Source organism: Blautia intestinihominis, assembly GCF_040096655.1.
Classification (GTDB): Bacteria; Bacillota; Clostridia; order Lachnospirales; family Lachnospiraceae; genus Blautia_A; species Blautia_A intestinihominis.
In genome coordinates, this window is the sequence record NZ_JBBMEI010000043.1 from 1 (window position 1) to 14,673 (window position 14,673).

At 46.0% G+C, this 14,673-nt stretch carries 14 protein-coding genes, 1 tRNA gene and 1 pseudogene; 11 read left to right on the plus strand and 5 right to left on the minus strand.

Annotated features, from left to right (window positions below):
• A pseudogene (locus WMO75_RS12835) lies at nt 1–254 on the plus strand (transposase); the annotation flags it as partial.
• A 160-nt stretch (nt 255–414) separates the two neighbouring features.
• On the opposite strand, the gene WMO75_RS12840 reads toward WMO75_RS12835, so the two are convergent.
• The 3 genes from WMO75_RS12840 to trmB form a co-directional block, all read right to left on the minus strand.
• Nucleotides 415–487, minus strand: a tRNA-Lys gene (locus WMO75_RS12840).
• Nucleotides 488–588: 101 nt separating this feature from the next.
• Nucleotides 589–756: a hypothetical protein gene (locus WMO75_RS12845; protein WP_158565294.1), complete on the minus strand. Its 168-nt coding sequence runs from the start codon at nt 754–756 to the stop codon at nt 589–591.
• A gap of 78 nt (nt 757–834) precedes the next feature.
• The gene (trmB, locus tag WMO75_RS12850; protein ID WP_118252308.1) at nt 835–1,503 is read right to left on the minus strand and encodes a tRNA (guanosine(46)-N7)-methyltransferase TrmB; all 669 of its coding nucleotides are present in this window, start codon (nt 1,501–1,503) and stop codon (nt 835–837) included.
• A gap of 220 nt (nt 1,504–1,723) precedes the next feature.
• On the opposite strand from trmB, the gene WMO75_RS12855 reads away from it, so the two are divergent.
• From WMO75_RS12855 to WMO75_RS12895, 9 genes are read left to right on the plus strand one after another with little or no spacing between them, the layout of a single operon-like run.
• A complete protein-coding gene (locus WMO75_RS12855; RefSeq protein ID WP_022215070.1) occupies nt 1,724–2,035 on the plus strand; it encodes a hypothetical protein in 312 nt (103 codons plus the stop codon).
• A gap of 15 nt (nt 2,036–2,050) precedes the next feature.
• Nucleotides 2,051–3,094: a V0D/AC39 family V-type ATPase subunit gene (locus tag WMO75_RS12860; protein ID WP_296053901.1), complete on the plus strand. Its 1,044-nt coding sequence runs from the start codon at nt 2,051–2,053 to the stop codon at nt 3,092–3,094.
• Between the two features lie 20 nt (nt 3,095–3,114).
• Nucleotides 3,115–5,058, plus strand: coding sequence for a V-type ATP synthase subunit I (locus WMO75_RS12865; RefSeq protein WP_349078161.1), 1,944 nt, complete (start codon nt 3,115–3,117; stop codon nt 5,056–5,058).
• 37 nt (nt 5,059–5,095) lie between these two features.
• Complete coding sequence (locus WMO75_RS12870) at nt 5,096–5,527, plus strand: ATP synthase subunit C (protein ID WP_173905806.1); 432 nt, start codon at nt 5,096–5,098, stop codon at nt 5,525–5,527.
• 17 nt (nt 5,528–5,544) lie between these two features.
• Nucleotides 5,545–5,853 (plus strand): V-type ATP synthase subunit F, encoded by a 309-nt coding sequence (locus tag WMO75_RS12875; protein ID WP_022215074.1) that lies wholly within the window; start codon nt 5,545–5,547, stop codon nt 5,851–5,853.
• 48 nt (nt 5,854–5,901) lie between these two features.
• Nucleotides 5,902–6,489: a V-type ATP synthase subunit E gene (locus WMO75_RS12880; RefSeq protein WP_022215075.1), complete on the plus strand. Its 588-nt coding sequence runs from the start codon at nt 5,902–5,904 to the stop codon at nt 6,487–6,489.
• Nucleotides 6,482–8,251 (plus strand): V-type ATP synthase subunit A, encoded by a 1,770-nt coding sequence (locus WMO75_RS12885; protein WP_118252311.1) that lies wholly within the window; start codon nt 6,482–6,484, stop codon nt 8,249–8,251. Before WMO75_RS12880 ends, WMO75_RS12885 begins: the two co-directional genes overlap by 8 nt.
• A 16-nt stretch (nt 8,252–8,267) precedes the next feature.
• Nucleotides 8,268–9,650, plus strand: coding sequence for a V-type ATP synthase subunit B (locus WMO75_RS12890; RefSeq protein ID WP_118252312.1), 1,383 nt, complete (start codon nt 8,268–8,270; stop codon nt 9,648–9,650).
• 16 nt (nt 9,651–9,666) lie between these two features.
• Nucleotides 9,667–10,299, plus strand: coding sequence for a V-type ATP synthase subunit D (locus tag WMO75_RS12895; RefSeq protein ID WP_349078165.1), 633 nt, complete (start codon nt 9,667–9,669; stop codon nt 10,297–10,299).
• A 533-nt stretch (nt 10,300–10,832) separates the two neighbouring features.
• Here the strand turns inward: WMO75_RS12895 and WMO75_RS12900 are convergent.
• Both WMO75_RS12900 and trxB read right to left on the minus strand, forming a co-directional pair.
• Nucleotides 10,833–11,621 carry a C40 family peptidase gene (locus WMO75_RS12900; RefSeq protein WP_022215079.1) on the minus strand — a complete coding sequence of 263 codons (789 nt, stop codon included), beginning with the start codon at nt 11,619–11,621 and terminating at the stop codon, nt 10,833–10,835.
• Nucleotides 11,622–11,795: 174 nt separating this feature from the next.
• A complete protein-coding gene (gene trxB / locus WMO75_RS12905; RefSeq protein WP_303223720.1) occupies nt 11,796–12,716 on the minus strand; it encodes a thioredoxin-disulfide reductase in 921 nt (306 codons plus the stop codon).
• Between the two features lie 98 nt (nt 12,717–12,814).
• On the opposite strand from trxB, the gene WMO75_RS12910 reads away from it, so the two are divergent.
• A complete protein-coding gene (locus WMO75_RS12910; protein WP_303223719.1) occupies nt 12,815–14,599 on the plus strand; it encodes a DUF885 domain-containing protein in 1,785 nt (594 codons plus the stop codon).
• Nucleotides 14,600–14,673: the final 74 nt, after the last annotated feature.

Genomic DNA, 14,673 nt, shown 5'->3' on the forward strand with positions numbered 1-14,673 from the left:
GCAGTCACAACAGAATTGTAAATGCAAACAGAGTCCAGGTACATGCTCTTGCCTATAACATATTTAATTGGTTTAGATGATTGGTATTATCAGCAAAAATGCGGAAACAACGCATTGATACCGTCCGTTTAAAACTGCTGAAGATTGCTACAAAAGTAGTTCACTCAGCAAGATATATCACATTCAAGCTGTGTAGCAGCTGCCCATATGGAAAATGCTTTAAAGATATCTTGAATACATTGTATTCAAATTAAGATTTGCTTTAGAAGATGTAAAAAAGATGTTAGAAAGTTTTTTTGAGGCATATAACAAAATGATTAAGATCCCGCAAACCCGCATAAACACTGAGTTTTTTATCACCAAAGAAAAACACCGTCCCCGCAGCTCCTACGTCTGCAAAAACAGTGTTCTTAGTGCGCCTTCAGGGGCTCGAACCCTGGACACCCTGATTAAGAGTCAGGTGCTCTACCAACTGAGCTAAAAGCGCATTCCTTATTTAGTTGTGCGTCTGTGTTCTCAACGCAAGAATTATTATATGCAACTCTATACCAAAAGTCAAGGAAATTTTTATAATTTTTTAAAAAAATTTTATTTTTCCTGTTTTCCGCCTTTTTTCGGCGGCATGGAGTCAAGGAATTTGCCTAATTCTGTGGCGTTTTTCCTGATTTTTGACATGCGATCATTCAATTGCCTGTGGTCGTAGGTAAACTGGGCGAGCTTTGTCTGAACGCGGTTGTTTCCTTTTCTGGCTGGCATGGCATATCCTCCGGAAGTTGTACCCCGCAGCCGGCATCAGCCACGCTGCGAAGATTCTTCCTATATAATATGCTCTTTCTATTTCGTATGTGCGCCCTGCTTCGCGATCAATTTGCAAATAGGATTTCCCATAGAAGAAAACTTCTCCTCATACTCCGTCATCACATTACCTTCCATCATCTCTGCCTGATTATGAAGGTCAAAGGTATGTGCCAGGAGCTTCCATCCTGCCGCCTCGACTTCCTCCAGAGAAAACTCAAATAATCCCTTATTATCTGTCTTAAATTCCACCACTCCGTCATCTGCCAGGATCTGCTCATAACGCGCAAGGAATTCACGGGACGTCAGTCTGCGCTTCGCATGGCGTGCCTTCGGCCACGGATCGGAGAAATTCAGATAAATCTTCTGCACTTCACCCTTCTCAAAGATTTCCGGGAGCAGTCTTGCATCGATGCACATGAACATCAGATTTGTAAGCTTCTCTCCTTCTTCCTCCAGTCTCTCTCTCTTCTGGAGTGCACGGAGAAGCACACTGTCATACATCTCGATCCCTACATAATTGATCTCCGGATGAAGCTTCGCCATATCCATAAGAAAGCGGCCTTTTCCCATACCAACTTCGATATGAAGCGGCTGGTCTTTCGGGAACACCTGAGTCCATTTGCCCTTGTGTGATGCCGGTTCCTGCACTACATAGTTACTTCCTGTAATGGCGTCCTTCGCGCCTGGTATATTTCTTAATCTCATAATCTATAATATTCTCCATTTTTCTATCCTGTTTCTTTCTATCATACATGTTTTTTATATTTGGAACAAGTATTATTCGTAATTATTGTTTCTTTTGTATTTTGTATATTTAATATAAAGAATTCGACCACTTTTTATGCAATATATACTAGAAATCCACACGTAAAAGGTGTATTATATGGTCAAGTTCCAATAAAACCAGGTCAAAGGAGGGTAAAAAATGGAGCAGATACTTAACAAGTTATCTGAAATAGAAACGACTGCCCGACGTATCATGGAAGATGCGGACCGGACGAAAGCAGCTCTTTCCTCAGAAATGGAACAGCAATGCAGGGATTTCGATGCAGCTCTGGAGCAGGAAACCAACAAAAAAATACAGGAACTTCGCAACAGTCTTGAAGAGCAGAAAGACCAGGAACTTACACTTCTCCGACAAAAAACAGAGAAGACTCTTAACGATCTGGATGCTTATTACAGACAAAACCACCAGCAGCTCTCGGAAGATTTATTCCACAGGCTCCTTGAATGCTGAAAGGAGTGACGCAATATGGGAAATCTCCTTTCTTACAGCGGAATCTCCACCAAGATCCGTGCCATGCAGAGCAAGTTGACCCGCGAAGAACAGATCCGTGAAATCCTGGAACTTTCCAGTGTCCCACAGGTAGCAGCCTACCTCAAAAAAACACCGGAATATTCCAAACTCTGGGCTTCTCTGGATGAGACGACGAGCCACAGAGGACTGCTTGAAAAATCACTGAAAACCTCGATCTTTCACAATTTTTCAAAAATATATCAGTTTGCGAACCCGGAACAGCGTAAATTCCTGGATCTTTATTCCAGGCGCTACGAGATCCGTGTTCTCAAGGAGATCATGACCAACCTGTTTGATCACCGCGACACGGATCCCGTCGATGTTTCTCCTTATCGGGAGTTTTTTCGCAGACATTCCCGGCTGGATATTGACCGACTGGTCGCCTGCACCAATATGGAGGAATTTATCAATGCTCTGAAGGGAAATGAATTCTATGGTCCGCTCTCCAGAATCCAGAATCGCGAAAATGCACTTCTGTTTGATTATGGAATGGCTCTCGACCTTTATTATTTTTCCCTGATCTGGCATGTGCGTAAGAAACTTTTTTCCGGAAATGATCTCGCAGAGATCACCAAAGCTTATGGAGAGAAATTCGATATGCTGAACCTTCAGTTTATCTTCCGCTCCAAGCGTTATTTCAATATGGCACCGGCTGACATTTACGCGCTGCTGATCCCAATGAATTACAAACTCAAAAAAGAAGAAATCTCTTCTCTTGTGGAAGCCGCATCCTATGAAGAGACCCAGTCTATTTTCCGCAAGACCTACTACGGCAGGAAATACAGTCATATTTCCGCCCAGAATATCGAAGAATTCTATAACTACATGCTTCGCACCACTCTGGAAAAAGAAGCACGCAAGGATCCTTATTCTGTGGCAGTCCTGTACTCCTACCTGTATCACAAAGAACACGAAGTAAACCGCCTGACCATTGCCATCGAATGTGTCCGTTATGGTATCCCGGCGGAAGAAGCAATACGGTATATTCGTAACAATTAAAATCCCGGAGGTATTTTACTTTGATTGAAAAAATGAAATTTTTAAGCATCACCGGGCCAAAGGCGGATATTGACAGACTGACCAAGACCTACCTTTCCAGGTACGAGATCCATCTGGAAAGTGCTCTCGCAGAGCTCACGGATGTCGCCAACCTGTCGCCTTTTCTGGAGATCAACCCCTATCGGGAAGCATTAACGATCATTGACAGTTTCTACGAACAGCTCGATGAATCCGAGAGAGCCACTTCCGAACAGATGGATGTTGAAACTGCTCTCGCCACTGTCGACAGGATCCAGAAACATGCCAATATCCTGGAGGAGCAGAAACAGAAACTTCAGGAAGAACATGCCGGAATGGTAGAATCACTCAAGATCATCCGGCCTTTCAAAGATCTGGATTACGATATCTCAACAATCCTGAACTTCAAATATATCCATTATCGGTTCGGACGTATCGAGAAACAATATCTGCAGAAATTTGAGAAATACATTTATGACAATCTGGACACCTTATTCATCAAATGCGGAGAAGATGACCAGTACGTCTACGGCGTTTATTTTGTCCCTGAACACGAAGCTCATAAGGTACATGCTGTTTATTCTTCCATGCATTTTGAACGTATCTTCGTTCCGGATGAATACCAGGGTACCGCCAGACAGGCTTTCGAGAAACTCGACAAACGCCACCGCGATATCCACGCAGGATTAGATGCAAACAAGGCAGAATATCAGCATTTCCTCACAGGCTACGCCGGCAAGATTGTTTCTGCCAAGGCAGCCCTGGAAGCCTGCTCAAGAAATTTCGATATCCGTAAACTTGCAGCCTGCACACAGGGTGAAGCGAACACATTCTACATCCTCTGCGGCTGGATGACCGAAAAAGATGCCCTCGCATTCCAGAAGGACATCCAGGATGATGACAAGATCTTCTGTCTCATGGAAGATCAGCAGGCACCGGCGAAGAAAAAACCGCCGACCAAGCTTCGAAACCCGAAACTTTTTAAACCATTTGAAATGTATGTCAAGATGTACGGTCTTCCGGCTTACAACGAAATGGACCCGACCTGGTTTGTGGCGATCACTTACTCCTTTATCTTCGGAGCCATGTTCGGAGATGTCGGACAGGGACTGGTCCTGTTCCTCGGCGGTCTTTTCCTCTACAAAACCCAAAAGATGGATCTCGCAGGCATCATCGGCTGTGCCGGTGTTTTCTCCGTTTTCTTCGGTTTTATGTACGGAAGCTTCTTTGGATTCGAAGATGTTCTCAAGGCACGGTGGCTCAAACCTATGAATGCCATGATGGATGTGCCGCTTGTAGGACGTCTGAATGCCGTATTCGTGATTGCGATCGGTTTCGGAATGTTTATCATTCTGATCTGTATGGTATTTAACATCATCAATTCCATACGGAACAAAGATGTCGAGAGAACCTGGTTCGACAGCAATGCCGTAGCCGGACTTGTATTTTATGGATCTATCGTACTGACCGTCGGACTGTTCATCTCCGGCAAAAAACTTCCGGCAGCCGCAGTCCTGACTGTAATGTTTGCAGTTCCGCTGATCCTGATGTTCCTCAAAGAGCCTCTCACCAACCTGGTAGAGAAAAAATCACAGATCTTTCCGGAACAGAAAGGTATGTTCTTTGTCCAGAGCTTCTTTGAATTATTTGAAGTTCTGCTGAGTTACCTTTCCAACACACTTTCCTTCCTGCGTATCGGTGCTTTTGCCGTCAGCCACGCCGCCATGATGGAGGTTGTCCTGATGCTCGCCGGAGCCACAGAGGGAGGAAATCCCAATTGGATCGTCGTTATCCTCGGCAACATCTTCGTATGTGCCATGGAGGGACTGATCGTTGGTATTCAGGTTTTACGTCTGGAATATTATGAGATCTTCAGTCGTTTCTATGCAGGAAACGGACGCGAGTTCCAGCCTTTTATGAAAAAAAACAGCAAAACAGCTCAGTAAAATAACAGATTTTATTTTATATCAGGAGGATATCACCATGAACATGATCATTCAAATCGTAACCGCAATCGCACTGACACTCAGCATTATCGTACCTTTCGGCTGCTTTTTCCTCGGAGAAAAAAACAAAAAACGCTACAAAAAGTCTCTGATCGCCAACTGTTTCCTCTTCTTCGGTGTGCTTCTCGTGGCAACCATCGTAAGTTTCGCAGGAACAGCAAGCGTACAGGCTGCTTCCTCTTCTGCTGACGGACTCGCTACAGGTCTTGGCTACCTTGGTGCAGCTCTCGTTACAGGTATCTCCGGTCTTGGTTCCGGTATCGCCGTTGCAAGCTCTGCAAGCGCAGCTCTCGGTGCCCTGAGCGAAGATGGTTCCCTGTTTGGTAAATCCATTATCTTCGTAGCTATGGCAGAAGGTATCGCACTTTACGGACTGATCATTTCCTTTATGATCCTTGGTAAACTCTGATCTAAGAGGCGGTTTCTATGAAAATGTATCTTATCAGCGATAACGTCGATACCTACACCGGAATGCGTCTGGCAGGTGTGGAGGGCGTCGTTGTCCATGAACGAAGTGAACTGAAGGAATCTCTGGAATATGCAGTTTCTGACAAAGAAATTGGGATCATTCTCCTTACCGAGAAATTCGGCCGGGAATTTCCTGAGATCATCGATGAAGTCCGGCTCCATCACAAAACGCCGCTGATCATCGAAATCCCTGACAGACACGGCACCGGCCGCAAGCCGGACTTTATCACTTCATATGTAAATGAAGCAATCGGATTGAAATTGTAGCTGCTGTGAACGAAGTACACAGTAACAACTATAGGCAGGTGAAATGTAATGACAATAGATGAAAAGCTGCAGCACTTTTACGAGGTCTCTCTGGATGAGGCCCGTGAAGATGCCGCCAAAGCCATCCAGGACCACAAGGCATATCTTGAGCAGGTCCTGGAGGAACATAAACAATCCAGAACACAGACTGCCGAAGCTGAAGTCAAAGCTGAGGCCGAACATGTACGAAGAGAAGTAAACAAGGCGCTTTCTGCTGAACAGATCACTCTCAAGAGAGACTGGTCTCTCAGACAGAATGAACTCAAAGAATCACTTTTTGCTGAAGTCAGAGACAAAGCCCTCAGGTTTACTTCCACCCCGGAATACAGCGATTATCTCTGCCGCCGCATCAAAGAAGCAAAAGATTTCGCAGAAGATGACGAGATCCAGATCTATCTTTCTGCCGGGGACAAAGAACTTGCAGATGCACTCAGTGCAAAGACAGGCTGTACACTCCTCGTTTCTTCCGAAGATTTTCTCGGAGGGATCCGCGCGGAGATTCCGGGCAAAAACATCCTGATCGATAACTCCTTTGCCACAAATCTGGCAGCAATGCGCAAAGAATTCAAATTTGACGGAGGACTGAATCATGAATAAAACAGGTATTATTTACGGTGTCAACGGTCCCGTCATCTATCTGAAAGGCGATCCCGGCTTCAAGATCTCCGAGATGGTCTATGTCGGCAAAGACAACCTGGTAGGCGAAGTCATCGGACTCAAAAAGGGCATGACCACCGTTCAGGTTTTTGAGGAGACCACCGGTCTCCGTCCGGGCGAGACTGTTACCGGCACCGGCGATGCCATCTCTGTTCTTCTCGGACCTGGTATCATCCACAATATTTTTGACGGTATCCAGCGTCCACTGGAAGAGATTGCAAAATCTTCCGGCAAATATATCTCCCGTGGTGTCAGCGTAGACTCTCTCGACACCCAGAAGAAATGGTCCGTCCATATGACCGTAAAGGAGGGCGATATCGTCCAGCCTGGCTCGATCATTGCAGAAACACAGGAAACTGCTTCTATCCTTCACAAATCCATGGTTCCTCCGGATGTCCCGGGTGGAACTGTTATCAAAGCTGTTCCGGATGGCGATTACACGATCCTGGAACCAATCGTAACTGTCCAGCTGGACGATGGAACAACCAGAGATCTGGCACTCGCCCAGAAATGGCCGATCCGTATCCCAAGGCCGACACAGCTCCGCTACCCGGCAAGCGTTCCACTTATTACCGGTCAGCGAATCCTTGACACCCTGTTCCCGATCGCAAAGGGCGGCACTGCTGCTGTTCCGGGCGGTTTCGGTACAGGAAAGACCATGACACAGCATCAGATCGCTAAATGGTCCGATGCGGATATCATCATCTACATCGGATGCGGAGAGCGTGGAAACGAAATGACCCAGGTTCTCGAAGACTTCAGCAAACTGATCGACCCGAAATCCGGAAACCTGATGATGGACCGTACCACTCTGATTGCCAACACTTCCAACATGCCTGTAGCAGCCCGTGAAGCATCTATCTACACTGGTGTCACCCTGGCTGAATATTACCGCGACATGGGTTATGATGTAGCGATCATGGCAGACTCCACTTCCCGTTGGGCAGAAGCTCTTCGAGAGTTATCCGGCCGTTTGGAAGAAATGCCTGCTGAGGAAGGTTTCCCTGCTTATCTTGCTTCCAAGCTTTCCGCCTTTTATGAGAGAGCCGGCATGATGCAGAATCTCAACGGAACAGAAGGTTCTGTTTCTATTATCGGTGCTGTTTCTCCACAGGGCGGTGATTTCTCCGAACCGGTCACACAGAACACCAAACGTTTCGTCCGCTGTTTCTGGGGACTTGACAAATCTCTTGCCTACGCGAGACATTTCCCGGCAATCCACTGGCTGACCAGTTACAGTGAATATCTGGAAGACCTGACTCCGTGGTACAGGACTCACGTTTCCCCGAAATTTGTCGCAGACCGCAACCAGCTCATGGCGATTCTCAACCAGGAAAGTTCTCTTATGGAGATCGTCAAACTGATCGGTAGTGACGTCCTCCCGGATGACCAGAAACTGACACTTGAGATTGCAAGAGTCATCCGTCTGGGATTCCTCCAGCAGAACGCTTTCCATCAGGAAGATACCTGCGTTCCAATGGAAAAACAGTTCCAGATGATGGAAACGATCCTTTATCTGTATGAGAAATCCAAGGCACTCATCAACAGAGGTATGCCTGTTTCCGTATTAAAAGAGGACAATATTTTTGAACGTATCATTTCGATCAAATACGATGTTCCGAACAATGAGCTGGACAAATTTGAACAATACAGACAGGACATCGACACATTCTACAACAAAGTATTAGAGAAAAACGGCTGACAGGAGGGACTTATTTATGGCAATCGAATATCTGGGATTAAGCGAGATAAACGGCCCTCTGGTAGTTCTGGAAGGGGTAAAAAACGCATCCTATGAAGAGATCGTAGAATTTCACATGGATGACGGAACACAGAAGATCGGTCGTATCGTAGAAATCTATGAGGACAAAGCTGTTATCCAGGTTTTTGAGGGAACAGACAACATGTCCTTGAGCAATACACACACACGCCTTACAGGGCATCCGATGGAGATCGGTCTTTCCGAGGAGATCCTCGGACGTACCTTCAATGGTATCGGACAGCCGATCGACGGTCTGGGCGAGATCACTCCGGAGGTAAGCCTTAATATCAACGGACTTCCTCTGAACCCTGTAAAACGTGAATATCCGCGAAACTATATCAACACCGGAATCTCCGCGATCGATGGTTTGACCACCCTGATCCGTGGACAGAAACTTCCGATCTTTTCCGGAAACGGTCTCCCGCATGACAAACTTGCCGCACAGATCGTACAGCAGGCTTCCCTGGGCGATGATTCCGATGAGGACTTTGCAATCGTGTTTGCTGCAATGGGTGTTAAATACGATGTCGCTGAATTTTTCCGCCGTACTTTCGAAGAGAGCGGCGCATCTGACCACGTAGTTATGTTTCTGAACCTTGCCAATGATCCGGTCGTAGAACGACTTCTGACTCCGAAGATCGCACTGACCGCCGCAGAATATCTTGCTTTTGAAAAAGGCATGCACATCCTTGTTATCCTGACAGATATCACTTCTTTCTGCGAAGCAATGCGTGAGGTTTCTTCCTCCAAGGGTGAGATTCCTTCCCGTAAAGGTTATCCGGGCTATCTTTACAGTGAACTTGCTACTCTTTATGAGCGTGCAGGTATCGTGCAGGGCGGCAAAGGTTCTGTTACACAGATCCCAATCCTGACCATGCCGAACGACGATATCACTCATCCTATTCCTGACCTTACCGGTTATATCACCGAGGGACAGATCGTTCTGGACCGCCAGCTTCACGGTCAGGCAATCTATCCGCCGATCAATGTACTTCCTTCCCTCTCCCGTCTGATGAAGGACGGTATCGGTGAGGGCTTTACAAGAGAGGATCATCAGGACGTTGCAAACCAGCTTTTCTCCTGCTATGCAAAGGTTGGAGATGCCAGAGCCCTCGCTTCTGTTATCGGTGAAGATGAGCTTTCTCCTCTGGATAAGCGTTATCTGGTATTTGGAAAAGCTTTTGAGGCAGAGTTTGTCGGTCAGTCTGAAACCGAAAACCGAAGCATCACCGAAACCCTGGACAAAGGCTGGGAACTTCTCGGACTGCTTCCGAAGGATGAACTTGACCGTATCGATACAAAGATCCTGAACAAGTATTACAAAGAAACCGTTCGGTAAGGGGAGGTGACGTTTTATGGATCCTAATACCTTCCCCACCAAAGGAAATCTTATCCTTGCCAAGAACTCTCTCGCTCTTTCCCGTCAGGGATTTGAGCTGATGGACAAAAAACGTAACATTCTGATCCGTGAAATGATGGAACTGATCGATCAGGCAAAAGATATCCAGTCTCAGATTGATGAAACTTTCCGTGCCGCCTATGCAGCACTCCAGAAAGCCAACATGGAACTCGGTATTGCCTTCGTCGAACAGGTTTCGTACACAGTTCCTGTGGAAAACTCCATCCGCATCAAGACCAGAAGCGTTATGGGTACAGAGATCCCGCTTGTGGAATATGACAAGCAGACGACAAATACACCAACCTACGCTTATTACAACACCAGAATGTCACTGGATGAAGCCAAGGCCGCTTTTGAAAAGGTAAAAGAGCTTTCCATCCAGTTATCCGGCATCGAAAACGCCGCGATCCGTCTGGCTGCCAATATCAAGAAGACACAGAAACGTGCCAATGCACTCAAGAACATCACGATTCCTAAGTATGAGGCACTTACTAAGGATATCCAGAATGCACTTGAGGAAAAGGAACGTGAGGAATTTACGAGGTTGAAGGTTATCAAACGAATGAAACAGAACTCCTCCGGGAGATAGGATACAGCCCACACCGCAAATATGCGGGTGGGCTGTATTTATTTGCAAAATTATCAGATAATTATTGTTTGAAACCTTAAAATAACTCTTTTGGCTGAAAAACTTTTTAATATTTGCACTATGAAAATGTCAATAGGATTTATTATCTTTTTCGTCATTTTTTTATTTTCATTATTATTGACCAAAACATTTGTTTCTTTTCATTTTATGTAAATCTGGTATTCCACATCCAATTTTTGTGGATAATGTGGATAACTTTGTGTATAACTCAATTTTCCAGTAAAATCAACCATTCTGAAATGTGGATAACTTTTGCACCTAAATCGACATTATCCACATTTTCCGACAAGTTTTGTGCAATTTGCCAGATGGGCGATTTTGTCCGATTTTCTTCGACAAAATTACTGTCACACAGTTTTTTGTTATAAAAATATACATGCAGATATTTTCCCCTGGCTCAGCTTTTTTTATACCAAAAAAGCCCGCAGAACCTTGCGTTCCGGGGCCTTATCTTTGATAGTTTTTCGTATATTTTATTTCACGTAGGTTCCGACTCCAACCGGTGTATCGTAATTGTAATCTGTGATCACGATTCCTTTATTGGAGTTCAGCGCGTGGACAACTTTACCATCGCCGATATAGAGAGCAACGTGGTTGATCCCACCTGCTCCGTAGAATACCAGGTCGCCTGTCTCCATCTGGCTGATATCTTTTTTCTGGGATGCTTCATACTGAGCTGCTGCCACTCGTGGAAGGTCATATCCAAACTCTTTAAAGACTGACATTACAAATCCGGAGCAGTCAGCACCGTTTGTCAGACTTGTACCACCGTAGACGTATGGATTTCCTACAAACTGAACGGCGAACTGTGCAATATTTTCTCTGTGTTCCACACGCGCCTGCTCTGCCTTGCGAGCTTCTTCCTCTGCTTTTTTTCTGGCTGCCTCCTGGGCTTCCTCGCGGATCCTTGTGGTCTCTTCCTTGATCTCCTGCGCTCTGCGCTCTACTTCACGGGCATCGATCACTTTCCGGGATGCCTGTTTCTTTTCCTGGTAATCCTGTGCCTGGCTCTGCGCCTGCGCTACGATCTGGTTTGCGATCGCGCTGATATCGCCAGTCTGAGTATCATCACTTCCGTCGCTGAACAGTCCGTCCTCGGCATCTGTGAAATCTGCCTCATCTTCGCTGTCATCAACTTCTTCCATTTCAATCTGAACATCGCTGTCTGAGCTTCCTGAACTCAAGTCCGCTGCCTGAACACCGGTATATGCAGAAACGCTCATGCATGCACATAATAACATCACTGTTATTCTTTTTTTCATCAAATTCTCCTTTATAAAAAACTGCCATTTTTTGCCAAAATACTGCCCTATGGTATCACAATCGCCCGCACCTGTCAATTTACCGTAGCAGCGAGGCAAATTTTACGTCTTGACATGCAATAAAAAAGCAGCTCCAGCCATCCACTAGAACTGCCTTTTTTACATATTTTCTGCTTATTTTTCTATCAGGTAGCGTTGCACGGAGGCGACTGCATTTGCCCCGTCAGCCACTGCTGTCACAACCTGGCGAAGATTTTTGGTACGGATATCACCTGCTGCAAAGATTCCCGGTGTACTTGTCACACCGTCCTCTCCTGCGATGATATAACCGCTCTCATCCAGATCAACCAGCCCTTTGAATTTCTCTGTATTCGGAAGAATTCCAACAGCGATAAAAACTCCATCAACTGCGATCGTTTTTCCCTCATCTGTTTTGACATTGTGGACTTTGATATCTTCTACCTTGTCAGTTCCCTCGATAACCGTCGGTACGCTATCCCAGACCATTTCCACATTTGCACACTTAAACAGCTTGTCCTGAAGCACCTTGTCGGCGCGAAGTTCATCCCTTCTGTGAACAAGATAAACTTTCTTACATGTTCTGGAAAGAAGGATCGCATCCTCTACTGCCACATTTCCTCCTCCGACTACAGCAACTGTTCCATCCTGGAAAAAAGCTCCATCACAGGTCGCGCAGTAGGACACGCCCATTCCACTGAGTTCTTCTTCCCCCGGAATCCCAAGCTGGCGGTGTGCCGCACCACATGCAAGGATCACCGCTTTCGCCATATATCTGTTCTTCTTTGTGCGGATCACTTTAAGCCCGTTTTCCTCTTCGATGGAAAGTACCAGCTCTCTCTTTGGCTTGATTCCCAGTTTCTCCGCGTGATTTACCATGGTTTCTCCGAGATCCAGACCTGTGATTCCCGGAAGTCCTGGATAGTTGTCCACCTCATAAGTATCCACGATCTGTCCGCCCTGCACAAATTTCTTCTCAAGCCACAGAGTATTCAGCTTGCCTCTTGTCGCATAGATCGCTGCGCAGATTCCTGCCGGTCCTGCACCCAGAATCGCCAGATCATATATTTCTTCCATTAGATCAACCTCGCTTTCTTAACTCCTGAAACCAAGTTTAGCATACAATCCCGTTTTTTCCAATAAGATAGTAAAAACCTTTCTTTTGAGAGGAATCTATGAAACCTTCTCTTCGCAGACCCCGTTCTCCGATCGTTATCGCACTTCTTTTGTCTCTCACACTGGTTATCGGGCTTTTTATGGGATGGCTGTCCGGAAGTGTAATATCTAAGGACAAAGCTTTCCGCTCCCTCACCCGAAAAATCTTTCAGGAAGAAGTATCCGGAAGCATGCTGACACTCCATTATTCCCTTGCTTATCCCGAAAAAAAACATATTTCCAGACCTTCTCCCACCCTCGGAACGATCTCCGATGACACCAGTGCTACATATCAGAAATATGAGCAGTATCTCCGGAAGCTGAAAGATTTCACTCCTTCCGGTCTGACCCGTCAAAATCAGATCACGCGGGATATGCTGCTCCTTTACTATCAGACACAGCTTTCTGCCAGAGATTATACGCTTCTCGACGAACCGTTAAGCCCAAGTCTTGGCATCCAGGCACAGCTTCCTGTTCTGCTGGCAGAATATGCCTTTTATGACGATCAGGATATTGCGGACTATCTGAACCTTCTCACCTCGGTAAAGCCATATTTTCAGAGTATTCTCGCCTATGAACGCCGCAGATCTGATGCAGGATATTTCATGAGCAATGCAACTTTAAACCGCATTCTGGAACAGTGCAGTACCTTTATCAAAGATCCACAGAACAACTATATGCTGGATGTTTTTGCCCGGAAACTCAAAGATTACGGCCGTTTTTCTGAAAAAGAACAGGCAAAGCTGAATGAACGCCACAAAGAGATCCTGCTTACCAGTGTAATTCCTGCTTATCAGGAACTGATGACAGGGCTGAATGAATTAAAAAATACCGGAACTTCCAGCCGTGGGCTCAGTCATTTCAAAGGAGGGAAGGAATATTACCGTTATCTTCTGCAGTCTCAGACTGGTTCTTATCTCTCCGTCGAAAAGATCCAGCAGCGACTTACTTCTCAGCTTGCAGAAGATATGCACACGGTCCAGCAGATGCTCAAAGAGCAGCCATCACTCCTTCGAAAACTCACGAATGGTGCAGAAATAAAAGATTTTGAACCGGCGTCTGCCCTTCAGTATCTGAACCAGCATATGCAGAAGGATTTTCCTGCTCTCGATACCACCGATTATGAGATCCGCTATGTTCACAAATCCATGGAGGATTTTCTGAGTCCTGCATTTTATCTCACACCGCCACTGGATACGGGCAGGCCGAATGTGATCTACATCAACCGTGCAGGCAGCCGGTCCAATCTGGAGCTTTTTACAACGCTATCCCACGAAGGATTTCCGGGGCATCTGTACCAGACTGTTTTTTTCGGAAAGACACAGCCGGACGACATCCGATATCTGATCACCTCGGGCGGCTATGTTGAAGGCTGGGCGACTTATGTCGAATCCTACGGATATCAGTATGCCGCTTCCCTTCTCTCCGACAAGGCTGCTGCTGATATCACCACCCTGATGTGGAAAAACCGCAGTATCAACCTCTGTATTTATTCTCTGCTTGATACCGGTATCCACTATCAGGGCTGGAATCAGGCTGCCGCCGCAAAGTTCCTGAATGCTTTCGGTATCCAGGATGAAAAAGTAATCGCAGAGATTTACCAGTATATCGTGGAAACTCCCGGAAACTATCTCAAATACTATCTCGGCTATCTGAATTTTCTCGACCTTAAGACCTCTCAGCAGAAAAAACTTGGAGATTCTTTTGACCTCAGAGAATTCCACCGCCAGGTCCTGGAGATCGGCCCGGTGCAGTTTCCTGTTCTTGCAAAATATATGCAGCCTGCTGCCGACAGTTCTTCATAATGCTACCTCCTCGCTGTGCAAAAAAAAGCAGGCATGTCCATCGTTCTGATGATATGTCTGCTTTCTGTATTTCT

Bases quoted from the DNA above. Each gene is read 5' to 3' on its own strand.
- WMO75_RS12845 (WP_158565294.1), bottom strand. From the start codon at position 756: ATGCCAGCCAGAAAAGGAAACAACCGCGTTCAGACAAAGCTCGCCCAG.
- trmB (WP_118252308.1), bottom strand. From the start codon at position 1,503: ATGAGATTAAGAAATATACCAGGCGCGAAGGACGCCATTACAGGAAGT.
- WMO75_RS12855 (WP_022215070.1), top strand. From the start codon at position 1,724: ATGGAGCAGATACTTAACAAGTTATCTGAAATAGAAACGACTGCCCGA.
- WMO75_RS12860 (WP_296053901.1), top strand. From the start codon at position 2,051: ATGGGAAATCTCCTTTCTTACAGCGGAATCTCCACCAAGATCCGTGCC.
- WMO75_RS12870 (WP_173905806.1), top strand. From the start codon at position 5,096: ATGAACATGATCATTCAAATCGTAACCGCAATCGCACTGACACTCAGC.
- WMO75_RS12875 (WP_022215074.1), top strand. From the start codon at position 5,545: ATGAAAATGTATCTTATCAGCGATAACGTCGATACCTACACCGGAATG.
- WMO75_RS12880 (WP_022215075.1), top strand. From the start codon at position 5,902: ATGACAATAGATGAAAAGCTGCAGCACTTTTACGAGGTCTCTCTGGAT.
- WMO75_RS12885 (WP_118252311.1), top strand. From the start codon at position 6,482: ATGAATAAAACAGGTATTATTTACGGTGTCAACGGTCCCGTCATCTAT.
- WMO75_RS12890 (WP_118252312.1), top strand. From the start codon at position 8,268: ATGGCAATCGAATATCTGGGATTAAGCGAGATAAACGGCCCTCTGGTA.
- WMO75_RS12895 (WP_349078165.1), top strand. From the start codon at position 9,667: ATGGATCCTAATACCTTCCCCACCAAAGGAAATCTTATCCTTGCCAAG.
- WMO75_RS12900 (WP_022215079.1), bottom strand. From the start codon at position 11,621: ATGAAAAAAAGAATAACAGTGATGTTATTATGTGCATGCATGAGCGTT.
- trxB (WP_303223720.1), bottom strand. From the start codon at position 12,716: ATGGAAGAAATATATGATCTGGCGATTCTGGGTGCAGGACCGGCAGGA.
- WMO75_RS12910 (WP_303223719.1), top strand. From the start codon at position 12,815: ATGAAACCTTCTCTTCGCAGACCCCGTTCTCCGATCGTTATCGCACTT.